25 protein-coding genes and 1 tRNA gene are annotated in these 23,844 nt (G+C 56.4%); 8 read left to right on the forward strand and 18 right to left on the reverse strand.

Annotated features, from left to right (window positions below; all coding sequences use genetic code 11):
• Positions 1–68 precede the first annotated feature (68 nt).
• Genes tnpC through DFP90_RS08850 form a run of 3 tightly spaced genes read left to right on the forward strand, consistent with a single transcriptional unit; the run spans position 69 to position 2,826 of the window.
• The gene (tnpC, locus tag DFP90_RS08840; protein WP_147300980.1) at positions 69–866 is read left to right on the forward strand and encodes an IS66 family transposase; all 798 of its coding nucleotides are present in this window, start codon (positions 69–71) and stop codon (positions 864–866) included.
• Between the two features lie 22 nt (positions 867–888).
• Positions 889–2,304 (forward strand): RHS repeat domain-containing protein, encoded by a 1,416-nt coding sequence (locus tag DFP90_RS08845; protein WP_218044625.1) that lies wholly within the window; start codon positions 889–891, stop codon positions 2,302–2,304.
• Positions 2,305–2,334: 30 nt separating this feature from the next.
• Positions 2,335–2,826, forward strand: a complete 492-nt coding sequence (locus tag DFP90_RS08850) for a hypothetical protein (protein WP_115936120.1) — start codon at positions 2,335–2,337, stop codon at positions 2,824–2,826.
• A 107-nt stretch (positions 2,827–2,933) separates the two neighbouring features.
• Here the strand turns inward: DFP90_RS08850 and DFP90_RS08855 are convergent, their stop codons facing one another.
• From DFP90_RS08855 to DFP90_RS08905, 11 genes are all read right to left on the reverse strand, one after another.
• Complete coding sequence (locus DFP90_RS08855) at positions 2,934–3,590, reverse strand: prepilin-type N-terminal cleavage/methylation domain-containing protein (RefSeq protein ID WP_181905268.1); 657 nt, start codon at positions 3,588–3,590, stop codon at positions 2,934–2,936.
• An 8-nt stretch (positions 3,591–3,598) separates the two neighbouring features.
• Positions 3,599–3,961 carry a hypothetical protein gene (locus tag DFP90_RS08860; protein WP_115936122.1) on the reverse strand — a complete coding sequence of 121 codons (363 nt, stop codon included), beginning with the start codon at positions 3,959–3,961 and terminating at the stop codon, positions 3,599–3,601.
• Positions 3,962–4,315: 354 nt separating this feature from the next.
• Complete coding sequence (gene pheT / locus DFP90_RS08865) at positions 4,316–6,709, reverse strand: phenylalanine--tRNA ligase subunit beta (RefSeq protein WP_115936123.1); 2,394 nt, start codon at positions 6,707–6,709, stop codon at positions 4,316–4,318.
• Positions 6,706–7,791 carry a phenylalanine--tRNA ligase subunit alpha gene (gene pheS / locus DFP90_RS08870; protein WP_115936124.1) on the reverse strand — a complete coding sequence of 362 codons (1,086 nt, stop codon included), beginning with the start codon at positions 7,789–7,791 and terminating at the stop codon, positions 6,706–6,708. The genes pheT and pheS overlap by 4 nt, the downstream gene beginning before the upstream one ends.
• A gap of 171 nt (positions 7,792–7,962) precedes the next feature.
• Complete coding sequence (gene rplT, locus DFP90_RS08875; protein ID WP_115936125.1) at positions 7,963–8,319, reverse strand: 50S ribosomal protein L20; 357 nt, start codon at positions 8,317–8,319, stop codon at positions 7,963–7,965.
• A 43-nt stretch (positions 8,320–8,362) separates the two neighbouring features.
• Positions 8,363–8,560, reverse strand: a complete 198-nt coding sequence (gene rpmI, locus DFP90_RS08880) for a 50S ribosomal protein L35 (protein ID WP_115936126.1) — start codon at positions 8,558–8,560, stop codon at positions 8,363–8,365.
• A 317-nt stretch (positions 8,561–8,877) separates the two neighbouring features.
• Positions 8,878–9,318: a DUF411 domain-containing protein gene (locus DFP90_RS08885; protein WP_115936127.1), complete on the reverse strand. Its 441-nt coding sequence runs from the start codon at positions 9,316–9,318 to the stop codon at positions 8,878–8,880.
• Positions 9,319–9,360: 42 nt separating this feature from the next.
• Entirely contained in the window at positions 9,361–9,651 is a 291-nt protein-coding gene (locus DFP90_RS08890) for a hypothetical protein (protein ID WP_147300981.1), read from the reverse strand.
• Between the two features lie 86 nt (positions 9,652–9,737).
• Entirely contained in the window at positions 9,738–10,100 is a 363-nt protein-coding gene (locus DFP90_RS08895; protein WP_115936129.1) for a hypothetical protein, read from the reverse strand.
• 35 nt (positions 10,101–10,135) lie between these two features.
• Positions 10,136–10,462 (reverse strand): hypothetical protein, encoded by a 327-nt coding sequence (locus tag DFP90_RS08900; protein ID WP_115936130.1) that lies wholly within the window; start codon positions 10,460–10,462, stop codon positions 10,136–10,138.
• 17 nt (positions 10,463–10,479) lie between these two features.
• Positions 10,480–12,600: an HD domain-containing phosphohydrolase gene (locus DFP90_RS08905; RefSeq protein ID WP_115936131.1), complete on the reverse strand. Its 2,121-nt coding sequence runs from the start codon at positions 12,598–12,600 to the stop codon at positions 10,480–10,482.
• Positions 12,601–12,788: 188 nt separating this feature from the next.
• On the opposite strand from DFP90_RS08905, the gene DFP90_RS08910 reads away from it, so the two are divergent.
• The 3 genes from DFP90_RS08910 (at position 12,789) to cbiB (ending at position 15,868) form a co-directional block, all read left to right on the forward strand.
• Entirely contained in the window at positions 12,789–13,436 is a 648-nt protein-coding gene (locus DFP90_RS08910; RefSeq protein WP_181905269.1) for a transglutaminase-like cysteine peptidase, read from the forward strand.
• A 102-nt stretch (positions 13,437–13,538) separates the two neighbouring features.
• A complete protein-coding gene (locus DFP90_RS08915) occupies positions 13,539–14,807 on the forward strand; it encodes an EAL domain-containing protein (RefSeq protein ID WP_115936133.1) in 1,269 nt (422 codons plus the stop codon).
• 44 nt (positions 14,808–14,851) lie between these two features.
• Positions 14,852–15,868 carry an adenosylcobinamide-phosphate synthase CbiB gene (gene cbiB, locus DFP90_RS08920; RefSeq protein WP_115936134.1) on the forward strand — a complete coding sequence of 339 codons (1,017 nt, stop codon included), beginning with the start codon at positions 14,852–14,854 and terminating at the stop codon, positions 15,866–15,868.
• Positions 15,869–15,905: 37 nt separating this feature from the next.
• Here the strand turns inward: cbiB and DFP90_RS08925 are convergent, their stop codons facing one another.
• From DFP90_RS08925 to DFP90_RS08940, 4 genes are all read right to left on the reverse strand, one after another.
• A complete protein-coding gene (locus DFP90_RS08925) occupies positions 15,906–17,393 on the reverse strand; it encodes a cobyric acid synthase (RefSeq protein WP_115936135.1) in 1,488 nt (495 codons plus the stop codon).
• 18 nt (positions 17,394–17,411) lie between these two features.
• Positions 17,412–18,101 (reverse strand): lipid-binding SYLF domain-containing protein, encoded by a 690-nt coding sequence (locus DFP90_RS08930; RefSeq protein ID WP_115936136.1) that lies wholly within the window; start codon positions 18,099–18,101, stop codon positions 17,412–17,414.
• Positions 18,102–18,139: 38 nt separating this feature from the next.
• Positions 18,140–18,763 carry a cob(I)yrinic acid a,c-diamide adenosyltransferase gene (gene cobO / locus DFP90_RS08935; protein WP_245957010.1) on the reverse strand — a complete coding sequence of 208 codons (624 nt, stop codon included), beginning with the start codon at positions 18,761–18,763 and terminating at the stop codon, positions 18,140–18,142.
• Positions 18,764–18,959: 196 nt separating this feature from the next.
• Positions 18,960–19,859, reverse strand: coding sequence for a DMT family transporter (locus tag DFP90_RS08940; RefSeq protein WP_115936137.1), 900 nt, complete (start codon positions 19,857–19,859; stop codon positions 18,960–18,962).
• A 143-nt stretch (positions 19,860–20,002) separates the two neighbouring features.
• Here DFP90_RS08940 and DFP90_RS08945 point away from each other — a divergent pair, with 143 nt between their 5' ends.
• A complete protein-coding gene (locus DFP90_RS08945; protein ID WP_115936138.1) occupies positions 20,003–20,311 on the forward strand; it encodes a DUF3088 family protein in 309 nt (102 codons plus the stop codon).
• A 53-nt stretch (positions 20,312–20,364) separates the two neighbouring features.
• Here the strand turns inward: DFP90_RS08945 and DFP90_RS08950 are convergent, their stop codons facing one another.
• Positions 20,365–21,012, reverse strand: coding sequence for a hypothetical protein (locus DFP90_RS08950; RefSeq protein WP_218044626.1), 648 nt, complete (start codon positions 21,010–21,012; stop codon positions 20,365–20,367).
• A 5-nt stretch (positions 21,013–21,017) separates the two neighbouring features.
• Positions 21,018–22,115, reverse strand: a complete 1,098-nt coding sequence (locus DFP90_RS08955; RefSeq protein ID WP_115936139.1) for a pentapeptide repeat-containing protein — start codon at positions 22,113–22,115, stop codon at positions 21,018–21,020.
• A 163-nt stretch (positions 22,116–22,278) separates the two neighbouring features.
• On the opposite strand from DFP90_RS08955, the gene DFP90_RS08960 reads away from it, so the two are divergent.
• The gene (locus DFP90_RS08960) at positions 22,279–23,712 is read left to right on the forward strand and encodes a hypothetical protein (protein WP_218044627.1); all 1,434 of its coding nucleotides are present in this window, start codon (positions 22,279–22,281) and stop codon (positions 23,710–23,712) included.
• Positions 23,713–23,737: 25 nt separating this feature from the next.
• On the opposite strand, the gene DFP90_RS08965 is transcribed toward DFP90_RS08960, so the two are convergent.
• Positions 23,738–23,811, reverse strand: a tRNA-Gly gene (locus DFP90_RS08965).
• Between the last annotated feature and the right edge of the window lie 33 nt (positions 23,812–23,844).

The raw sequence follows: 23,844 nt of genomic DNA on the forward strand, positions 1-23,844 counted from the left end.
GATCGGTAAAGTTTCGGCGTTTCGCCATTCTTGTCGTCCTTCTTATCGAGAAGGATACACCTTAGCAGATGGTCCGATTTTCTAGGACCACTTCACCCGGCAGCGGAAAGACCAAAACCGGCCGTCTCTGGGCCTATGTCCGTGACGAGCGACCCTGGAATGGCGAGGCACCTCAAGCGGCCTGGTATCAATATACGACCGATCGCAAAGGACAGTGGCCCGCCCTGCATCTGGCCAACTTCCGGGGCTGGATGCATGCGGACGGCTATGCGGGCTTCAGCGAATTATACCGGCAGGGCAATATCCAGGAAGTGGCCTGTATGGCCCACGTCAGGCGCAAGTTCTTCGACCTCCATAAATCCCAGGGGTCTGCGGTTGCGGAGGACGCATTGAAACGCATTGCAGCTCTTTATCAGATCGAGAAAGAGATCCGGACACAGCCGCCGGACAAGCGGCAATCCGCCCGCCAGGAGAAATCGAAACCGCTGTTCGATGACCTAGAGGCATGGCTGAATATCCAACTGACACGGATCTCTGGCAAATCCACTTTGGCCGGTGCGATCCGCTATGCACTTAACCGCATGAAACGGATGCGGCCCTGGCTGGATCACGGCTTCCTTGAACTGGACAACAATACAGCTGAAAGATCCATGAGGGCCATAGCGATCGGCCGCAAAAACTACCTCTTCATGGGATCAGACCGGGGCGGAAAATCTGCAGCCATTGCTTACACCCTTATCGAAACCGCCAAATTGAACGGTATCGATCCCCAAGCCTGGCTGACCGACGTACTGGCCCGTATTGCTGATTACAAGATCACGCGGCTCAATGACCTGATGCCCTGGAACTATACTCAGCAAAGCTGAGTATAGTGGGGGCTGATCCAAATTGGCAGGCGGCTCGGACCGGACGGTTACGATCCGCCAGACGATCATTGAAAATGGTGAGACCACCCATGTGGCCTATGTGGGCCGCTATTTTGAATCGCGCCTGAATGAAACCAAGGGTGAGGAAGAACGCATTCACTATATCCGAGCGGGTGAAGAAAGCCTGGCGCTGCATAAAATCACGGTGAAAGCGGACAGCTCAGTGGAGGCCAAGACCCTTTGGCAGTCGCTGGACCATATCGGTTCCACCGTGCTGACCACGGATGAAACCGGCCATGTGTCGGAACGCATGTCCTATGATCCCCATGGCAAGCGCCGGGCCGACGACTGGCAGCCGGACCTGTTGGGTTCGATCCGGAAGTTTGACACGCCGCGCGGCTTCACCGGTCATGAGATGCTCGATAATGTGGGCATCATCCATATGAACGGCCGGGTCTATGATCCGACCATCGGGCGCATGTTGAGTTCGGATCCGACGATCCCTGAGCCATTGGTGACACAAAGCTTCAACCGTTATGCCTATGTCCATAACAATCCGCTTTCTTATACAGATCCGACAGGATTTCGAATTGGTGCAAACTCAAGAGGTGACGGGTTTAATGCAGGTGAGGAGCCAGGGAGTTATGGTGGAGCTAGAAACTCAAGGAATGATACACCTAAAAAAGATAAATACGAGCGTATGATCGAGGTTCGTAAGAACCTCCCTGCAAATGTAAACTACAACTATAGTTACAATTGGAACTTTGAGCTTCAAGGTATTATTGTAGGGGATGATCTTATAGATCCCGATGGCAATATCTTTGGTTCAAATGGTGATCGTAAAGGTAACGTATATGGTGGTGAAAGTGATGGTCGAGTTATATCAGACATCCAACCAACAGATAACCTTTATGCACCGTATACACAGATAGCTGAGTCAGGACTTGGCTTCTTCGATAAGATATTTGATCGTGTCGGTAACGCGTTGCTGGCAAGATTGATTGCTAAAGGCGCTAAAAGCTACCATCATCGAAAATTTTTGGAAGAAAACCTAAGAGTTCAAGATCCGAGAAAAGTGGATGAAGCTCTCCGACACTACGAAAATTATAAGATAAATATTGGTGTTGGGACAGTTCAATTTCAAAAAGCGGATATGAAACACGTTTTGACCAGGCACCATGTTGATTTTTGGGACGGTTCTCCCCCGAACGGAATGAAGCAACCCCAAACCTTTTTTAGGGAGTTTGTAAAGACTCCCGAACAAGTTGCTCTAATTGCAACACACGTTAGTATGCAGAATAAACAGGCATTTTCAGGCAAGGGTAAAAGGACTGTTTATGGAGGAGGCGCTACAATTAAAGGCAGCTATTTTGGTAGAGATTATAGTGTAAGTTTTTACAGAGGAAAAATTACTAATGTTACACCTCTACCATACTAAGGTTCTTGAATGTGTGCAGAGGAGAGAAAGATGAAAAAGGTATTGGCTTTTTTACTCTTCCTTATTTCTGGCCCATTTATATCAACAGAGGGTAATGCAATAGAAGTGAAGTATTATAACAAGGAATCTTTAGAGGTTCTGAACCAACAAAGTATGAACGGCCAAAATTTAGATTTCGCTGACGAAGATGATTTACTTCTTGCAACCTATTTTGAAGTAGATCAGTTTGAGCGGTATTCCATCATGCTCCAAGCCTACTCCAAAAAATATCATGAAAATGTTGTGATAGTCTCAGCTGCGTTCATGACTGACGAGGTTAAGATGGAGTATGAACAATCAAAAAAGATAGATTGGTATCAAAAATCTGATGGTGTCTTTGCATCGCATCCCGTGCAGGTATTGTTCACGGATGGCTTAATGATGGAATATTTTAAAGCTGACCATGAGAAACTGTTTTTAAGACTGAAGTATATTCATAATGATAGAGTTAATGAGGTGAAGTTTGAGATAAGTGAAAAATGAACAACAACGTCGAAATCAGGTCCACAATTTGTACAGAGATGGTTATCACCTGACACTCGCCGCCCCAGATGTGCACCCAGCGCGGCAGCTATCGCCAGCAGACCTCCTCACCGCAGTAAATTATAAAGCACCGGCGCGCCGTTGATCCGGGGTTGGCCGATGAAAGTGGGCCAGAGGGGGCCGGGGTTGTCTTCGGCCCGGTCCAGCTCCAGGCGGACCAGGCCGGGCAGGGCGATTTTGCGGTCCCAGCTGTCTTGCCAGTCGATGGTGCCGCCGGTTTCCGATGCGCCTTGAAAGGCGAATTGGCCGCCCGCCAGACCTTCCAGCAATATCCGCGATTCCGATGTAATGGTGTCGGTGCCGCCCGTGCCATCTGTGCTGCTGCTGGCGGCCTGACCCTGGGCATCGAGCGCGCGCCAGGTCATGGTTAGGGTGTCGCCGGTAATTTGGTAGCGGAATTCGTTGAGCCCGCCCGCCGATAATTGTTCCGGGTATCTGGTGATGAGGGTCAGGCTGTCCTTGGTGCCGCGGATTCGCCGCTTCAGGGCGGCGCGTTCCTTGACCAGGGGCAGGCCTGCCAGCTGATTGCGCAGCAGGTTCTGCACAATCACCATATCCTGGGTGGCGCGGCTGCGGGCGCTGCCGCGTTCCCAGGCGGCGGCGGTGAATTGCAGCCCGCCCAAAAGCGCGCTGGCCAGCAGGCCGACCAGCACCAAAACCACCATCAGCTCGACCAGGGTGAAACCGGTCCGTCTGTTGTTCATACCGCGCTTCATGGTTTTGTTGCCATTTTAAGCCCGTCCAGCTGCAACGCGCCCTGGTCCCAGCGCACGGTGACCGTGGCCTTGAACAGGATAAACAGGCTGCGCCGCACCGCCGGTTCCGGGGTAACGGCGATTTCCACCTCGTAACCGCCGGGCAGCTCTTCCACCCGGTGATAATTTTCCAGCGGATAGAGCGCGCCGATGGCATCCAGTTTCGATTGCGCGATCAAGGTGGCTTTGCGGTGCCGTTCGGATCGTTCAATGCCCTGAAAGCCGGTGGCAACCCCTTGATACAGTGCGGTCAGGGCCAACGCCAGGATGATCTCACCGCCAGTGGCGGAGCCGTCGGGGTGAAAGCGCAGGGCGGCCACAAAACATCATTGAGAACAAGATAATACCTGCCGGATAACGCATGACAGACGAGTCGTATAATTGACCGCCTAAATAGTCTTAGGTTTGTTCCCCGTCAGCATCTGTGGGACAAACTAAGCTGATTGCATAACGGAGGATTTCTGGTTCATCGTAGAGACCGTAAGGGAACAAACCAAACATCCTCTTTGCATTAGTAACCTGCAGGAGCATGGGCACGTAAAACTGACCCTTTTGTAACAATCATGGAAACTCCGGATGATTAACCAACCGGGCAATTCTAGCTATTGTTTCACGAATTGAAAAACCCCCGGCCTTTCGACCGAGGGTTTCTCATTTCAGACCTTCGAAGTCACTCAGCTCCGCAACACCCCGCCCGTTGATTTCGCCACATTGGCGACGATCTTGGCGGCGACCGCTTCGATCTCTTCGTCGGTGAGGGTTTTGGTGGTCGGCTGCAGGGTGACGGTCAGGGCCACGCTCTTCTTGCCTTCCAGCTCTGCGCCCTCATAGACGTCAAACAGGGTGACGTTGCTCACCAGTTTTTTGTCTGCACCACTGGCGGCCTTGATCAGCTTGTCGGCCGGCACATCGCCATTGACCACGAAGGCAAAGTCCCGGTTGACCGGCATCAGGTTGGAGATGTCCAGCTTGCCGCGGGCGGCACCTTTGGCTTTCGGCACCGGGATATTATCCATGAAGATCTCGAAGGCACAGGCGCGGCCTTTCAGGCCGAACGCCTTCATCACCTTCGGGTGCACTTCCCCAAAATAGGCGATCACATTGGGGCCGAGGCGCAAGGAGCCGGAGCGGCCCGGATGATACCAGCTGGGTGCATCCGCACTGACCTGCAGGTTCGCCGCAGGCGCGCCGATCCCTTCCAGGGCGCCGATCACATCGGCCTTGGCGTCAAAGGCATCAACCGCACGCGGATCCTGCCCCCAATGGCGCGGACCGGTTTTGCCGGCACGGAGACCGGCGGCGACCATATCCTGGCCCTTCGGGGTCGGGTCCCGGAAAGCAGGCCCCACCTCAAACAGAGCAACGTCAGAAATGCCACGGTCGGCATTGCGGCTGGCCGCCGCGATCAGGTTCGGCAGGATCGAGGGGCGCATCACATCCAGATCGGCGGAGATCGGGTTGGCCACTTTCAAATTGGTCGGCACGCCGCCAAACAGTTCCGCATCCTTTTCCGACATGAAGGAGAAGGTTACCGCCTCCATCATGCCGCGCAGGGCCAGAACCTTCTTGGTCATGGCAACCCGGCGCTGTTTTAAGGAAATGGCCAGCGGCGGCAAGGCCGTACCCCGGTCCATGGAAACCGCCTCAACCTTGTCCAGGCCATTGATGCGCAGGACCTCTTCCACCAGGCAATGCTCGCCTTCGATATCCGGGCGCCAGGCCGGGACATCGGCGGTGATCAGATCGCCCTCCAGTTTGGTTTCAAAGCCCAGACGCTGTAGGATGGCTTCGGCGTCTTTGGCCGCCATGTCCAGGCCGCCGCGGGTTTTGATCTTTTCCGCGCGCAACGTCACCTGGCGCTGCCATTTCGGCTCGGCCCCGGCGAATGTGCGTTTGGAGGCTTCGCCGCCGCACAGCTCCAGGATCAGTTTCAGACCCGCATTAACACCCCAATCGGCACCGCGCGCATCAACGCCGCGCTCAAAACGATAGCGCGCATCGGAATTGATGCCGAGCTTGCGCCCGGTCTCGGCGATATTGATCGGATCCCACAGGGCGGATTCCAGGAAGACATTGACGGTCTCATCGGTGCAGCCCGAAAGCTCGCCGCCCATGATCCCGGCGATGCTTTCCGGACCGTTTTCGTCCGAAATGGTCAGCATGCCTTCGTCAAATTCATAGTCCTTGCCGTCCAGCGCCAACAGCTTTTCGCCCTTTTCGGCGAGGCGGATGGTGAGCTTGGACCCCTTGACCTTGTCCACATCAAACACATGCAAGGGGCGGCCCAGGTCATAGGTCACATAGTTGGTGATATCAACCAGCGCGGAGATGGGCCGCAGGCCGATGGCGCGCAGGCGGTCCTGCATCCATTTCGGGCTCGGGCCGTTTTTCACACCCTTGACCATGACACCGCCCACATGCGGGCAGCGATGATCAACGCCAGAGGCAATCTCCCAGGTGAGCGGGCTCTCGAAGCTGCCCTCAACAACATCCAGCTTGGGCTGCTTCAACGTGCCGAGACCAGCTGCCGCCAGGTCACGGGCCACCCCGTAAACCCCTAAGCAATCGCCCCGGTTCGGGGTAATGGCAATGTCGATCACCGGATCATTCAGACCGGCATATTCGGCATAGGATACCCCTACCGGCGCATCTTCCGGCAGGTCGATGATACCGTCATGTTCGTCACTCAGGCCCAGTTCCCGCTCGGAACAGAGCATGCCGTTGGATTCCTGACCGCGGATCACGCCCGCTTTCAGGTCAACCGCGGTGCCAGGGATATGGGAACCAGACGGCGCAAAGACGCCTTTCAGGCCCTGGCGGGCATTAGGCGCACCGCAAACCACCTGGATCTGCTCGGAACCATTGTCGACGATGCAGACACGCAGGCGGTCGGCATCGGGATGCTTCTCAGCACTCACCACATGGCCGATCACGAAGGGTTTCAGGGCTGCGGCCGGATCGATCACTTCTTCCAGTTCCAGGCCGATTTCGGTCAGCTTGTCACAAATCTCGGTCAGGCTTGCCTCTGTCTCCAGATGGTCTTTCAGCCAGCTCAGTGTGAATTTCATGGTCTCAGCCCCCGAATGAGCGATGCCGCTTCCAGCGGCAGGAATCCGTGATGTTTCAGCCAACGCATGTCGGCGTCAAAGAAGGTGCGCAGATCGGGAATCCCGTATTTCAGCATAGCGATACGCTCGATCCCCATACCAAAGGCAAAGCCCTGATATTCTTCCGGATCCAGGCCGCAGGCCTTGATCACATTGGGATGGACCATGCCAGAACCCAGGATCTCGAGCCAGTCATCGCCCTCGCCGATCTTCAAGGTGCCGTCCTTACGCGAACAGCCGATATCAACCTCGGCACTGGGCTCGGTGAAGGGGAAATAGCTGGCGCGGAACCGCAACGGCAGGTCTTTCACCTCGAAAAACGCATCAAGGAAATCCTGCAGACAGCCTTTCAGATGGCCGAAATGGGTGTTTTTGTCGATCACCAATGCCTCCACCTGGGAGAACATCGGCGTATGGGTCATATCGCTGTCAGACCGGTAGGTACGGCCAGGCGCAATGATCCGGATCGGCGGCTGCTCATTTTGCATGGTGCGGATCTGCACCGTGCTGGTATGGGTTCTGAGCACGCTGTTATAATCGATCTGGCCGTCTTCGCCCTGTAGATAGAAAGTATCATGCTCCTGGCGGGCGGGATGTTCCGCCGGGATATTGAGCGCGGTGAAATTGTGGAAATCATCCTCGATCTCCGGCCCGTCAGCGACGGTAAAACCCATCTCGCCGAAAATGGCGACAATCTCGTCCCAGGTCTGGCTGATCGGGTGCAGTCGGCCCATTTCCTCCGGCCGGATGGGCAGGGAAACGTCAATGCGCTCCGCCTCCAGCTGCTCATTCAAGGCGGCATCCTCAAAGGCCACCTTGCGGGCGTTGATGGCTTCCGCCACTTCGCCTTTCAACTGGTTCAATTCCTGGCCGCGCTGTTTGCGCGCCTCCGGGTCGAGCCCGCCCAGATTTTTCATCTCGGCCGTGATCCGGCCTTTTTTGCCCAGTGCGGCAACACGCACCGCATCCAATGCTTCCAGGTTTTCCGCCTTGGAAACATCCTCCAACAGCGCGCCGCGCAATTGGTCGAGTGTATCGGTCATCCCATCTTCCCTTATGGCCCGCAGGCCGGTTCACTCGGTTTCGGCACGCCGTGCCGGACGAACCATGTCCATAACACAGATGCCAGAGACAGCAAAAGCGGGACCCTTCCGCAGGGACCCGCTTTCGCCAAGAACTCAAAAATAAGTTCGATTAAGTCTTGGTCGTGGGCCTTAGCCCAGAGCGGCCTGCGCCTGTTCAACCAAGGACTTAAACGCTGCCGGTTCATGAACAGCGATGTCGGCCAGAACCTTGCGGTCCAGCTCGATGCCGGCTTTGGCCAGGCCGTTCATGAAGACAGAATAGGTAACGCCGTGGGTGCGGGCCGCAGCGTTGATACGCTGGATCCACAGAGCCCGGAACTGCCGCTTGCGGACTTTCCGGTCGCGATATGCGTATTGACCGGCTTTTTCAACCGCCTGCTTGGCAATACGGATGGTGTTCTTGCGACGGCCACGATAGCCTTTCGCCTGTTTCAAAACGTCTTTGTGACGAGCGTGGGCGGTAACGCCCCGTTTTACGCGTGCCATGATAGTAACTCCTAAAAACTAAATCGCTATGTCCAGAGCGCTATCAGGCGCGCAGGAAGTTCCGCTTGATGATGCGAGCATCCGCATCGCACATGATCTGGCTGCCACGGTTCTGGCGCTTCATCTGCTGCGGGCGTTTGGAGGTACCATGGCGCAGGCAGGCGCTGTAGAAACGCACTTTGCCTTTGGCCGTCAGTTTGAACCGCTTCTTAGCGGAGCTTTTCGTCTTCAGCTTGGGCATTTTTCACATCCTTAAACTTAAGATTTCACATACAGCGGCAAGGCATACCCTTTGATGGGCCTTTGCGGCCCGCCCGGCGCGCCATAGCATATCCCCCGACGCACGAGGAGTCGGGATCAAGCTGGCGGGTTATACGCGGGCCGATCCGGGAACACAAGGGAAAAGCGACTCGGCCCCTTTTGCGTACAGATTAACGCGACAGCCTCCCGTCGCAGGCATTGAAAGATCCCCGGGTCAGGCCCGGGGATGACGCCCCATTCTCGGAGGCATTCTTTCAATCGTCATTGCCGGGCTTGATCCGGAAATCTCTCCCAGCCTCACTCCAGCGCATATACACCAACCTTGCCATCCTTAAAGCCCAGAACCCGGAAAGGTTCGGTTTTTTGACCGCCCATGCCGGGCGATCCCATCGGCATGCCCGGCAGGGAAAAAGCCTTTACCGGCGGTTTTTCCGCCAGGACCCTGGCAACAGTTTCCAGCGGCACATGGCCGGAAAAGCTATAGCCCGCCACATTGGTCAGGTGGCAGCCCTGGTAATCATCCGGGATGCCGGCCAGCTCGGTCAGGTCCGGCACCTCTTCGCTGTTATGAATGGTGACCTGGTAGCCCGCCGCAACCATCAGATCCGCATAGGCGGCACAGCAGCCACATTGCGGATGCTTGAAAATATCAACCTGTTGCCCCGCCTCATCGGCATGGGCAAATGAAGACAACCCCAGGCCGGTGGCCAAGGCAATAGAAAGAGTGAGTTTACGCATGATGGAAATCCTTATCCTGAAAATTTGTGTAATGCTGCTTTTTCAGGAAAGAGTTTTTGGCGGCTCCAACTTAGGCAGCGTGGTCAGGCCAACCAACCTGTCGATCACATCTCCGGCTGCCACCCAAAGCGGCATCGGTTCGACCAGAACAGGTTCCAGCCACTGCATCTGCATCGGCCCGCTCGCGCAATGGCGCTCACAATCAGTGGCCGCCCCATCCGAACATTCGACGCAATCCTCCATGATTTGCGCCATGGGCTCTAGATCAACCGGCCCGGCCTGCCCGACAGAGAATGCGGACAGCACAAGGCCCGCCGCGACCAGCAACCACAAGAATGAACGCCCGATAGATAGAGAAATAAACCGCATACTCCCGCAGATACAGTTTCCAGCAGGGGGAAGGTCAAGAGCCATCCGACTTAAAATGGTGGTCGGGCATACGGCAGATCAAAAACATCCAACTCGTTTTTTTCCACCCGCATGCCTGCCGCCAGAACCAGATGCCGGTCCTGGCCACTTTCAATCACATAAAGATTGTTTTTTGTATCCACGGGCCCCAGCAAGTGGTTCATGCGTGCGGCCTCCGCTTCGGTCGGTTCTACGAATTTCAGCCCCAGCAAATGCCGGGGCAAGGCCATATAGATCACACCATGAAAGACGATATCGGTATTTTCCGTCTCGCCACGCGCCGCCGGACAGCGGATCAACAGCATGCCGTGACTGACCGAATAATCCCAAAGCTGGAAGGTTAGATTATCGTACTGGGGAAGTTGCTCTTTCATCCGTCCTGCACATCCGCCATGAAAGCTGCCCTGCCTCATCCTTTGGTGAATTTATCACTCTTTTCGTTATAGACTTCGTTGGCCTTGCGGATTTTCTCATCCCGTTTGCGGCGTGCCTTCTCCAGCTTTTCAGCCCGCTTGTCAGCCTTATCCTCTTTTTGCGCATCCGCCATATCGCGTTCATATTCGGCCCGGGCTTTGGCGATTTTTGCATCTCGTTCTTCCGCCAGTTTCTTCAGCTCCTTTGCCGCCTCCCCATGCCCATCCGCATAGGCTTGGGCAAGAACGGGCGCCCCCGAGATTGCAGCATTTACCGCAACCCCCAGACATAGAATCAATGCTGCAAAAAAAAGCTTTTTCATGGTCGCCCTCCTTTTTGTCATGCCCCTTCCGGCACTTTCTTGAAACCGGCCCATTCATCGCGACCACCCCGGTTATCCAGATAGTTGGCCAGGGCCACCACCGCGGAACGGTCAAATTTCTTGTTGGAATCCTGGAACAAAATGTCGACCGCCTTGTCAAATTCCATACCCTGACGCCATGAACGCGCGCTGGTCATGCCGACAAAGGCGTTGGCGACCGAGGCCACACGGGCCGAGATTAAAATATCCTCACCCACCAGGCCCGACGGCAGGCCGGTGCCGTCGACATTTTCAAGAAGCTGGCTCAAGGTTTCAAAGACCGGGCCGTCAAATTCGATCTGCTGCACCAGATCGGCACTGGTGAGCACGGAATTCTGGATGGTCTTGCGCTCTTCTTCGGTCAAGGCCCCCTGCTTGGTCAGCAATTCCGCCGGAATTTCGATCTTGCCCAGATTCATAAGGCTTCCCGCGATAGAGGCGGTTTCCACAATCACCGGATCCAGGTCCATCTCGGACGCCACCGCACGTGCCACATCGGAAACCCGCTGGGAATGGTGGGCGGAGAAGGGATCGCGGCGGTCGACCAGGCTGACCAGGGTATTGACCAATTGGCGCATCACCTGTTCGCGTTTTTGCCGTTCGCGCACGGAATCGGTGATATCCTGGGACACCATCAGGGCACCGGCCGGGAAATCGTCCCGTGCCTCCATGGGGATGAATTCGGATCGATAGACCCGAGCCCCTTCGGTGGCGGATAATTCCATCTCATGGGTTTTGCTGATCGGTTTGCCCTCAGACAGGGATTCCCGGACCCAGGCGACAATACGCTTGCCCTCGATCGGCCCCAGCACCGCGCTGGCGTTTTTGTCGAAAAGATCCCGGCGCTCCATGCCGGAAAATTCAACCGCTTTCTGGTTGAACCAGCGATAATTGCCCTCTTCATCAAAGATGACGATGGCATTGGGCTGGCTATCGGTTACCAGATGCATGAAATTGCGCTGGCCTTCGAACCGGCCGGCCAGTTTTTCAAATTTTTCCGCCGCTTCAGTGGCGCGCTTGGAGGAACCGAAATACCAAAGCGCCAGCATCCCGATCACCAGTAGGATGATGATCATCGCGAAAATGGTCAGCAGCACATTCAGCCGCTCTTCGGATTCCGCCAGGGCTTCCGCCGTATCGATTTTATAAATCAGCGCCCACGGCACATGGTCGAAGCTGCGGCCCAGCACCAGCACCTCATTGCCGCGATAGTCAGTCTTGGTGCCAAATCCATTGCCATCGCGCAGGATAAAGGCTGCGGCCAGGTCCGGGGTATCAATCGACAATTTGGTTTTCAGCGCCGGCGTACCGTCTGCCAACGGTGAAAGATATTCCACCGAAGAGCCGTTCTGGCGCACGATCAGGGCCTCGGCTGTTTCCTCCAGCGCACCCGGCTGGTCCAGAAGCGGCGGCAATTCACCCGCCACCTGCTTCACCCCGACCACCACCCCGATCTGGGAGGCGGCGGAGGTATCACCCTGAAGCGCAAATACCGGCACCAGGAAGGCCATGGTCGGCTGATCAGCGCTGTTGAGATACATCGGGGATATGCCGGTTTCACCCTTCTCCACGCCGGCCACGAAGGCTTTCAGCTTACCCTGGACCGGCGGGTACCCCGGACTGGACACAACAATCTCACCGGCCTCGTCCAAGAGCGCGATACCGGCCAGCCCCTGGCGGCTGACATTGGCATTCACCACCTGATCGGTGCCGCTATCGGCCTGGAACCCCGCCCGATGGGCAGTCGCGGCCAGAAGGTTTCCGAGAAATTCCAGCTCCGCACTGGATTCGTCCGATTCTTCACCATGCAGGATCGTCATATAGAGCTGGAGCGATGCGTTATCGGCCAGAGCACGCAATTCAAACAACTGGTCATCCAGCCATTCTGAAACATCGGCGGCACGACTGTCCGCGACAATGCCAAGCCTGGTCTGCCATCGCTGCAACTCACGGGCGCGTTCCGACTGGACAAATTGCAGCACGAAGAAAAAACCGATGGCCGCGGTGACCAGAACCACCAGGCCCGTCACGCCCATTTTGACAAAAGTCGAGGCCTTGGTTTTGCCCACCGCCTTGTCTACTGCCGCACTGCCGCTCAACGTCGCGCTCCTGTGATGATGATCAATTACCCAAGCCTTTGATTGTGTTAGCGTGCCGTAAATAACTTAATGTTACGCTAATGCGAATTTTTCACGGGACGAACTATACCCTCAGTTGCTAAAGTTGCCGAGGGAAAATACGAGGTATGTCTTTGGTGATGTTCAAAAATCGCTCCAGACCGGGGAAAATGACGGTGCGTTTGGCCAGGGTTGCCGCGCTCGCCATTATACTATGCCCGCCCATCATGGCCGGGCAAACCTCCCAGGCGGCGACCGTCAAGCTTTTTGGCAAGAATGAAATCCAATCCACCAAGATGGATAAGTTCAAAAAATGGGCTGGCGTGCTGGAACGATACCGCGGGGAGGAACCCAAGGAACTGGCCAAATGCAAGCTGTCCGCGACCAATAAATGCGAAACCGCTAAATGGCGGATTTTCCTGAAAAAAATTGCCGGGCAGCCCCAGGAGAAACAGCTGATCCTGGTCAACAAATATATCAACAAATGGCTCTACGTCCTGGATCCGATCAACTATAATGAAAAAGATTATTGGGCCACGCCACGCCAGTTCATGACCCGCAATGGCGATTGCGAGGATTATGCGATCGCGAAATATGCATCCCTGGTCCATCTTGGCTTCCCAAAGGAAGAGATGCGCATCGTCGTCTTGCAGGATCTGAACCTGAAAGTGGCCCATGCCGTTTTGGTGGTTTATGTGGGTGGCAAGGCGCTTATTCTCGACAATCAGATCACGGATGTAGTCGAAAGCAACCGAATCAAGCATTATAAACCGATCTTTTCGATCAACGAAGGGGCCTGGTGGCTGCATCGCGGTTAGCGACCATACCGGGCCTGAAACGCCGCGTTTTTCCAGCAACAGGGGGCAGGGGAATTTCACCGGCAGCATGAAGCAAAGCCAGTCTTAAGGGATGTATCAGAGATGTTAGAGCCCCAAGCGAACCAATCAAATCAGGAATATCTGCTGCTTGATTATGCGCAGCGCCTGGACCGGCACCGCGAGGACCGGCGCGCGGTTCATGTGCATCTCTCGCGCCTCAAACCACAAAACCGACGCGACCATCATATCCGGATCGCGGTCAATACGATCGAGGATTTCGTGGTGGCTTTTGAAGGCCAGATCTTCCAGCTTTCCAATGCTGATCTGGTCTTCATCCTGCGGGGCGCAGCACTGGCCCAGCTGGATGATGCGGTGATGCGGCTGCGCTATTTATTCAGTGAAGATCCGCTCACCTTTGGCGATCCGGATGATGAGGGCGGACACGGTCGTTTTGCCACCATTTATAACCTGGAAGCGCAATATCCCAAATTCCTGGCGCTGTGCGAGCAGATGCATGAAGAAGAGCGCTCACGCCAGAAACGTCTTTCCCAGATGGCCAACCAGGCGGGCGAATCCACCGAGGACCACCGCCAGCCGCTCAGCCCCAAACAGCTGGGCACCATGGAAGAGATCCTGCAGCGTGCCGATCTGTCCAATGTCTTCAAGCGCCAGGCCATTTGCGCCGTGGCAGGACGCGGAGAACCGAAACCGATCTTCAACGAGCTTTTCATCTCGATCCTGGATCTGGCGAAAACCGTGCTGCCGGATGTCAACCTGGCGGCCAACCGCTGGCTGTTCCAGCATCTGACCCAGACATTGGACCGCCGGGTCCTGAAAATGCTGGCCAAGGCGGATGACACCACTTTGCATTCATCATTCTCGCTGAATTTGAATGTGAATACGTTGCTCTCCCCGGAATTCCTGGAATTCGATACCAGCCTGCGCATGGGGTCGCGTGGCACCTTGGTGATTGAGATGCAGTTGGTCGACATTATGGCGGATTTCCCCTCTTTTCTGTTTGCCCGCGACTTCGTGCGTGAAAAAGGATACCGGATTTGCCTGGACGGCATCACGCCCGAGCTTCTGCCCTTCATCGACCGACGGCGGATGGGGATTGACCTGGTGAAGCTGAATGCCAGCGCCAGTTTCAACAAAGGCGCCCCCAAGGAAAAGGTTGAGGAAATCACAGAGCAGGTAGAACATACCGGCAAGGGTCGGATTATCCTTGCCCGTTGCGATAACAGGCATATGATCGACACCGGCCAGAAAATGGGCATCACCATGTTCCAGGGACATTACCTGGACACGGTTCTGCAACAACTGGCCCGCCAGCAAAGCAAGCCGGCACCAAAAGCCGTCAAAAAGAGATAACTCCAGTCCCTTGAAGGCAGCAACCGTGCTGCCCGTCCGAGATCATGCCAGACCTTTCCGATCTGTCCTTCGCTCTGCCCGAAAGCGGGCTGATAACGCCCGCCATGCTGGCACTGGCCCTGATTCTCGACTGGGTGATCGGGGATATGCGCTGGTTCCACAAAATCGTGCCGCATCCGGTCGTGCTGATCGGCAATCTGATCAAGGTGCTGGAAAAAAAGCTGAACCGGGAGAGCCGTTCAGGCAATGCGCGCATAGTGCGCGGCCTGCTGGTCACCATGTTTGTTGTCGGCCTGTCGGGCCTGTGCGGCGGTTTGATCCATTATGGCTTGGCGATGCTGCCCTATGGCTGGCTGGCAGAGATCTTTCTGATCGCGACCCTGCTGGCCGGGCGCAGCCTTTTCACCCATGTGGGCGCGGTCGCAAAAGGGTTGGCCACGGGCGGATTAAAAGGCGGGCGCGAGGCTGTTTCCCATATTGTCGGGCGCGATCCAAACAGCCTGGATGAATATGGGGTGGCCCGGTCGGCCATTGAATCCCTGGCCGAAAACTATGCCGATGGCGTGGTGGCCCCGGCCTTTTGGTATCTGGTCTTCGGCCTGCCGGGCATCCTGGGCTATAAGGCCGTCAACACACTCGATTCCATGATCGGCTACCGCAACAAACGCTATAAGGATTTTGGCATGGCGGCGGCCAAACTGGATGACGTTGCCAACTGGATACCAGCCAGACTATCCGGACTGATCCTGACCGTGGGCGCCTTTGCCGCCCCCAAAGCCAATCCATTTCGTGCGATTAAGATCATAGTCGGGTTTGCCGGCAAACATGCCTCGCCCAATGCCGGCTGGCCAGAGGGGGCGATGGCCGGCGCGTTGGATTTTGCGCTCGGCGGGCCGCGTAAATATCCGGGCGGCATCTCGGAAGCCGCCTGGATCGGATCCGGCCGCGCGCGCCTGAAAGACAAAGATATCCGATCCGCCCAATGGCTCTATGCGGCGGCCAACCTGGTACAGTTGATTCTCGTCGGCGGTCTGGTAATCGGCTGGGCTTTGCAAGGGTGAGCCCGCGTCAGCCGGGATCGCGGGACCAGAGTGTTCCTTAACGCGTCCTGGCAATCTCCAGCAGGCGATCCAGATCCATATGGGCTTCCAGATGATCGGCCAGCTGGTCCAACGTACGCTCAACCTGTGTTTCATAGGCCAGGCCCGCCTCACGCCCTTTTCGGAACTGCGCCAGGAAAGCGGTGCGGAACGCATCACCCGCAAACAGGCCATGTAGATAACAGCCCATGGCCAGGCCGTCGGCGGAAATAGCCCCATCGGCGCGACCGCCCAAATCCAGCATGGGCCGGGCAAGACCGGCGCCCTGGGTGCGGCCCATATGCATCTCATAGCCATAAACCGGCTGGCCCGTGGTGCGTTCCATACCGTTGGCCTCATGCAGGGCTTTGTCGCCCGCCAGCACAGTTTCCAGATCCAGCAGGCCGAGCCCTGGAATGGTTTCCGGCGGCCCTTCGATCCCGTCCGGATCCGAAATGGACCGGCCCATCATCTGATAACCCGCGCACAGCCCCAATACCCGGCCGCCCCGGCGCATATGGGCCAGAAGATCAATGTCCCAGCCTTCGGCCCGGAATTGTTTTAAATCAGCAATCGTGGTTTTCGACCCAGGCAACAGGATCAGATCCGCGTCACCCGGCAAGGGCTGACCGCGCTGGACGAAGACCACTTCCACATCCGTTTCCGATTTCAACGGATCCAAATCATCAAAATTGGCGATACGCCCCAGCCGTGGCACCGCGATCCGGATCGGCCTTGGCCCGCTGCCCGCCCGGTCGGCCGCCGCCCGTTCCAGAGCAACAGCATCTTCCGCCGGAAGCTGGCCCGCCGCCTCGAACCAGGGCAATACACCCAGGGAAGGAAGACCTGTATGATCGGCGATGATTTCGAGCGCACTGTCAAACAGCGTCGGATCACCGCGAAACTTATTGATGACATAGCCTTTCAGGCGCGAGCGCTCTTCCGGTTCCAACACCTGCCAGGTCCCGACCAAGCTGGCGATCACCCCGCCACGCTCAATATCGGCGGCCAACACCACCGGCAGATCCGCCGCCTCGGCAAAGCCCATATTGGCAATATCGCCCGCGCGCAAATTCACTTCCGCCGGGCTGCCCGCCCCCTCGATCAGGACCAGGTCCGCCTCTTCGGAGAGCCGCTCAAAACTATCCAGCGCCTTGGGCAGCAATTCGGCTTTCAGTTGATAGTAATCCCGCGCCTTTGCCGTGGTATAGACCTTGCCCTGCACCACCACTTGGGATCCCATATCGGTTTGTGGTTTCAGCAGGATCGGGTTCATATGGACATTGGGCGCAACCCCGCAAGCCCTGGCCTGTAATGCCTGGGCCCGGCCAATCTCGCCGCCATCGGGCGTGACCGCGGCATTGTTGGACATATTCTGCGGCTTGAACGGTCGCACGGTCAGGCCGCGCCGGCTGTAGGCCCGGGCCAGTCCAGCCACCAGCAAAGATTTCCCCACATCGGACCCGGTGCCCTGCAGCATGACGGCAGGCGTTCGCGCGGCATTCATCTCAAAAAATCCTGCCAATCAGTTCTTTTTGAAACTGGCCAGCAATTCCCGCAACGAGTCAGAACTGCCGTTGCGGTATTTGCCGTTCAGGATGATGTCCTTTGGCTTGGCCCCGGCACCATAATAAGCCTGATTGTCATCTTCCGACGGCCAGATCACAGCCCCTTCGACCGAAGCACCGATAAAAGCGCCCTTCGCGGTCGAATAGGCCAAAACATCCGCATCCAGATTGGTGGTGGTCGAAGCTTCCATCCCCTCACCGATCGGGCCGGCGGCGGCACTGATATCACCGCCCAGGGTCACCTTGCGGTCCAGGATCGCGGAAAGTCCCTTGCCTGTCATCACGATCAGCATCACTTCGGAAGACTGCGCGCCGACCTGCAGGCCGAAACTGCCGGAACCGATATTGTAAAAGGCCGGATAGCTCCACTGACCGTTATCCGCGCGCGCCAGCAGCACGCCGCTGCCGCCTTCGCCGCCAATCAAAAAGGCCCCTTTCAGCATTTCCGGCACGATGAAGACCGCCTTGGCGCGTTTCATATAATGCTCAACCTTTTCCCCATGGCGTTCGTGGCTGCGCATCCGCTCGACCGTGAATACGGCTTCCTGAACCAGTTCGTCGGCGTCGGTTTTACCATCCGCCAGGGCAGGAGCCACCATGCCGAGCCCCAATGCCAGGACCGTCACCAATGTCTTGATTGTTCGCATGATAATACTCCTTAACCCTTTCTTGTCTTTCGGTTCTGTTAAAATTCAATGCCTTCCTGGGCTTTGAAACCATTTCGGAAGTGATGCTTGATCTGGGTCATCTCGGTCACCGTGTCGGCGATTTCAATGAGTTCTTCTTTGGCATTCCGGCCCGTTACCACCACATGCAGGTCCGACCGCTTATTTTTCAAAGTCTCAATGACATTATCCAATGGGATATAGTCATAGCGCAGAACGATGTTCAGTTCGTCCAGGATCACCATGTCATATTGTTCGTCATTCATGGCATCCACGGCATATTGCCAGGCCTGTTTGGCGGCGGTGACATCCCGCTCGCGGTCCTGGGTGTCCCAGGTGAAGCCTTCGCCCATGGCCTTCATCACACATTGCTCCGGGAAATGTTCCAGAACCTTGCGCTCACCTGTTTCCCAGGCCCCTTTGACGAACTGCACAATGCAGATCTTCATGCCAGTGCCGATCGCGCGCGCCGCCAGGCCCATAGCCGCCGTGGTCTTGCCTTTGCCCTTGCCGGTATGAACCATCAAGAGGCCACCTTCCTTGGTCTTGGTGGCGATCATCTTGTCACGAGCAGCCTTTTTCTTTGCCATTTTTTCGGCATGGCGCTCGTTGATTTCCTGTTCGGTCATACCCTCGGTTTTCATGGATACCCACCCTGTTCTCTGATTGGGAATAAAAGGATTTTTCTGGAGCCCAGTCTAACGTGATTCGCCCTGTTCCTGGCAATGTCAAACCAAGCTTTCAATGAAGTTTATACCCGGATCGCCCAAGGCTATAATCCGGAATTGCGACCGAATTGTGACCAAGCCCGACGCGGCAGTGTCGCCGCCTGGATCCGAATTAACGCGTCACATATGCCTGACGGCGTAGCAATGGCAGCAGCTCCGCTGCCAGTACGCTGAACAGGATAAGACTGACACCCGCCATCCCCCAGGCATCCAATCGTTCGCCCAGGAACCAGGCCCCGGCGATCGCTGCAAAAACCGCTTCCATGGATAACAGGATCGCCGCTGCGGCCGGGGTTGCGTGGCGCTGTCCCACCACCTGCAGCGAAAAACCGATCCCTACGGAAACGATGCCGGCATAAAGAATACCCTGATAGGTCATCATGATGCCCTGCCAATTGGGGTCCTCGAGCGCAAAAGCCGCGATAGTGGCCAGCAATGTACAGGTCGTGAACTGAACCCCCGCCAAAAGAATCGGCTGGCCTGTTTTCTGGACGGTAAAACCGACGGTCAAAACATGACCGGCCCAGAAACAGGCCGATGCAATCACCCATAAATCACCGATATTCAATGCCGCCAGGTCGCCGCCACTCAAAAAATAGGTGCCAACCAAACAGCCAAAAGCCGATGGCCATGTCACCCAGTGAGGCAACCGGCGTAGGACCACCAGCGCCAGAACAGGCACCAACGGCACATAGAGCGCAGTCAGGAAGCTCGCATTGGTAACCGTTGTATAGATGATCCCAATCTGCTGGAGAATAGAGCCCAGGAACAAGAAACAACCGGCAGCCACCATGAACAGCCAGTCTTTTCCACTGATGCGACTGCCGCGCCGGGCATAGCGTTTGAATTCAGCATAAGCGAGCGGCGCCACCACAAGCGCGCCCAGAAAAAACCGTGCCGCTGTGAATGTATGGGGCCCCACCGCATCCATCGCCACCTGCTGGACCACGAAAGTGGAGCCCCAGATGGCCGCCGCGACCAGCAGCGCAATATTGGCATGTAAACGGTTCATAACAGCAGCCTCCACCATCGTTTAGACCGGGTGGAAACAAGCCCCCAATACCGGTTGAAACGCCTTATTACACCCGCTAAGGTCCCTGCGGCAAGCCGTCTGTCCAGGCTCACTCGGTCCAGCTGCAAAGGGGGAAGATGACAATGAGCAAACCGCAACTGTTCATTTTGGAAATGCCGTTTATCGATCCGGCTATGGGGGACAGCCAGTGGTTTTGCGCCGATTGCGCCCTGATTGAGGGAGCTTTGACCCTAAACCCTCATTGGCAGGATGGCATTACGGTGAAACGGATCCCGTTTGAGAAACCCCGACGGGAGGTTGTTGACCTGTTGGGAGAGGATAATCAATGGCTGCCTGTTCTCATCCGGGATGGGGAACCGCCACTGACCGATCCGGTTGCCATCGCCACCTGGCTGGCACAAACATATGGAGGCGCATCGCCCCATCCATAAATCAGATCCCCCCATAAACAGGATGGGATTTCGGAAAGCCGCCTTTATTGTGATCAGTCGAACAGTTCGATCGACCCTTCTTCCGCCGCTGGCCGGATACGCGGTGTGCGCACTTGCTCGGTCCGGGCGATGGAGCCTGCCGCTTCCTGACCGAGCCGCTGCAACTGCACACGCCCGCTGACCGGATAGTATTTAATGCGGCGTGCGCAATCCCCGCGCAGATCACTCGACACCACATCAAACCCTTCGTCATGAAGATAACGCTCAACAAAATCCGCGTTCTTATGGCCGACTTTGCTGGTGGTGTTCAGGACATTGCCGCCACCAAATACCTTGATTTCCAGGCGTCTGCGATCCCCACCTTTTTTCAAAATCTGGTTGATCAGCTGTTCCATGGCAAAATTGCCATATCTCAGTTCCGGCGACACAAGACTGCTCCAGGAAGACAGGTCCACATTATCTGTAGCCGGAAGCATGAAATGGTTCATGCCGCCCACCCCGATCAGCGGATCGCGGATGCAGGCGGCAACACACGATCCCAGGACGGTTGCCAGAACCTCGTCCTCACGACCGGACACATAGCAGTTTCCCTGATTCACCTTGATGATATGGAGACTGCTTGCCTTGTCGAAATAGCGATGGCCGGTAACCTGGCCGGTTTCCATCTCGGCATCGACCTCAATGAATGCTGAACTACTCACCGCCATTACACATCCACTTCCAAACCATCGATACCCAACGTGCCGGTCAGATCCGCACCTTGCAGGCGCGCGCCCTTGAGAAGAGCACCGGTCAGATCCGCATTGGACAGATCCGCAGACCGAAGGTCGGCACCACTCAGATCCGCGCCACGCAAATCACAGCCGCTCAAATTGCATTTGATCAGTTGGGCGCCACTGAGGCTTACCCCATGGAGATCCGCGCCAGCCAAGGATGCCCCGCTCAACCGGCTTTTCGAGAGATCCAGGCGCGTCAGGTCCTGACCGTTCAGATTGACCGGCGCACCGGTTTCCTGGTCCAGCCAGTGGACATGAGCCTCCAGGGCGGTCCGCACCGTTTCATCCATCGGCAGATGCGCAATATCCTTGCGCAGCATTTCTTTCAGGCCCTCGGTATCCAGATCATCCAGGATCGCACCTTCCAGCTGGATCCCGTCCAGCTTGGCCCCCTCGATCACCACCCCGCGCAGGCTCGCCCCACTCAGATTGGCGCCGCTCAATACGGCATTGCGGCAATTGGCCTCCGCCAGGTGGGCGTTGCTCAGATCGGCATTTTCCAAATCCGCATCTTCCAGATCCGCCCCTTCAAAATTGACCCCGCTCAAATTCGAATTTTTGAGAGAGGCCCCTTTCAGATCCACACAAAGCGCATCCGCACCGGTGAGATCCGCCCCATCCAGGCAGGCATTGCGCAAATTTTGCGCGATCACTTCGGGCTCGCTTTCCCCACCTTCGGTCATTCTGAGCCCGCGCCGCATATTCGCACCCGTGAGATGAGCATCGGCCAGATTGACCGCAAACAGGACAGCGCCACGCAGATCCGCATCGGTGAGATCCGCACTGGTCAGATCCGCGCCCGTCAAATCGGCAGAGAAAAAATCGACACCGCGCAGATCCGCGCGTGACAGATTGGTTTCTTTCAGATTGCAGCTGGCAAAGCTGGCCCCCGCCAGGGCGCGGCCCGATAGATCAGTGCCGGCCAGATCCTTGTTTGAGAAATCCGCGCAGGCCCCCTGCTGCGGATTTTCCAGCCACAGTGCATGCTCTTCAAGTGCTGATAACAGCTCTTGCTCGGTAAGATCCATTCCGTCCCCTATGCAATAATCTTGCGCTCAGGTTTCGACCTTGTCACCAAACCTCGCTGCATGCCCATACAGCCACCGTTCAATTATGGTCATCCGATGGTAAACAAGTTATGAATGCAGCTGAGCTTTTCCCGACCGGTCGCAGAATTCACGCAAACATCTTATGATTGAAAAAATTATCAAGCAATTCTCCTTAAAGGGATACTCGGCGCGTAAGATGGCGGGGCTTGCATTTCTCAGTGCATTTCTGGTCACGATCCTGCAGGTCTATGCAAAGCCGTTCGATCCCCCCCTGTCAGATGAGCTCGTTTATCTCACCAGCGGTGCATTGATTGCACAAAAGGGTGTTTTTTCCCTGGATGCCAAATCATTGGAAACCCCACAAAAAACACCGGCCCCGAACCATTTTTTCATGCCCGGTACCGCCTTCATTTATGCAGTCATTCAGGCCGCCGACCCGGAATTCGCCCAATTCAGCCAATGTGCCGCCCTGCACCAGACCGGTATGCCCGAATGCCAGTCCCCGGGCTGGCTGATCCATACGGTTCAGAGCCTTGTGATCGCCCTTGCGGTCTTCGCCGCCTGGCAAGCCACCGTGAACATCACCGGCAGCCAGGCAACGGCTTGGCTGTTCCTGATCATCATCCTGGCCAGCGGGCGATTTGCGCATTACGCGCGCCAGTTTCTGTCCGACGGTTTTTTCCTGCTCGCCATGTCCCTATGCGCCCATTGGGCAGTCAGCTTCTGGAAAAGTCCCTCTTGGAGGCTGGCGGCAGCATTGGCCCTGACACTGGCATTCGGCAGCTATATCCGACCGACCATGCTGTATCTATTCTACCTCCTGATGGCCTGTGCGGTCTTCTGGTGGCTCATTCAGTCCCTGCGCCCGCGCCTCAACCGGATTAGCGTCGCCCAGATCGCCATGCTCGGTGGTCTCTTTGGCCTGCTGATCCTGCCCTGGATGCTGAGGACTCATCAGCTGACCGGTCAGTTTGCCCTGACCGATGGCTATGCAGGCTATATCCTGGTACAGCGCCTGGCCTATAACATGATGACGATCCAGGAATGGCTGGCCGCCTGGATCTATTGGCTGCCCGATTTCGGCGATAATTTGGCCGCGCGCCTGTTTCCGACGGAAGCCTACCAGCGCCTGTCCCTGGTAGAGCCGACCGGTTTCTATTCCGTCGGCAACCGGGCATTCCAGCAGGACATGATCCGGCAGGCCGGTGGGTGGGAACATCTGTTTCCCTTCCTGTTGGCAAAAATGCAGAATGAAATCACCACACATATCCTGGTGACTTTTCCTTTGCTGCTGCAGGGCATGTGGGTTGGGAAACTCGTGGGCTTTGCCTGTTTCCTGCTGTCGGTGCCAGCCCTGTTCATCCTGCACCGGCGCGGCCAGCTTTTTACCTTCGCGGTTTTTGCCCTCGGCCCGGTGTTTCTGTTGGGGCTGCATGCTTTTGTCTCGGTCAACCTGCCACGCTATAACCTGGCGCTGCTGCTGGTCATGGCCATGGGCGCAGCCATCACCTTGGCCGCCATCGGCCAAAGCATAAGGCGGCACCTGCCCGGGAGACAGAAACCCCAAGCCGATTGACGATCAGTTTTTCATTGGAAAGCGTTGGAGCGGGTGAAGGGAATCGAACCCTCGTCTTAAGCTTGGGAAGCTTCTGCTCTACCATTGAGCTACACCCGCGCAACAAGTGGGTTATTACACAGCCGCACGGGG

Source organism: Aestuariispira insulae, assembly GCF_003385955.1.
GTDB classification, from domain to species: Bacteria; Pseudomonadota; Alphaproteobacteria; order UBA8366; family Aestuariispiraceae; genus Aestuariispira; species Aestuariispira insulae.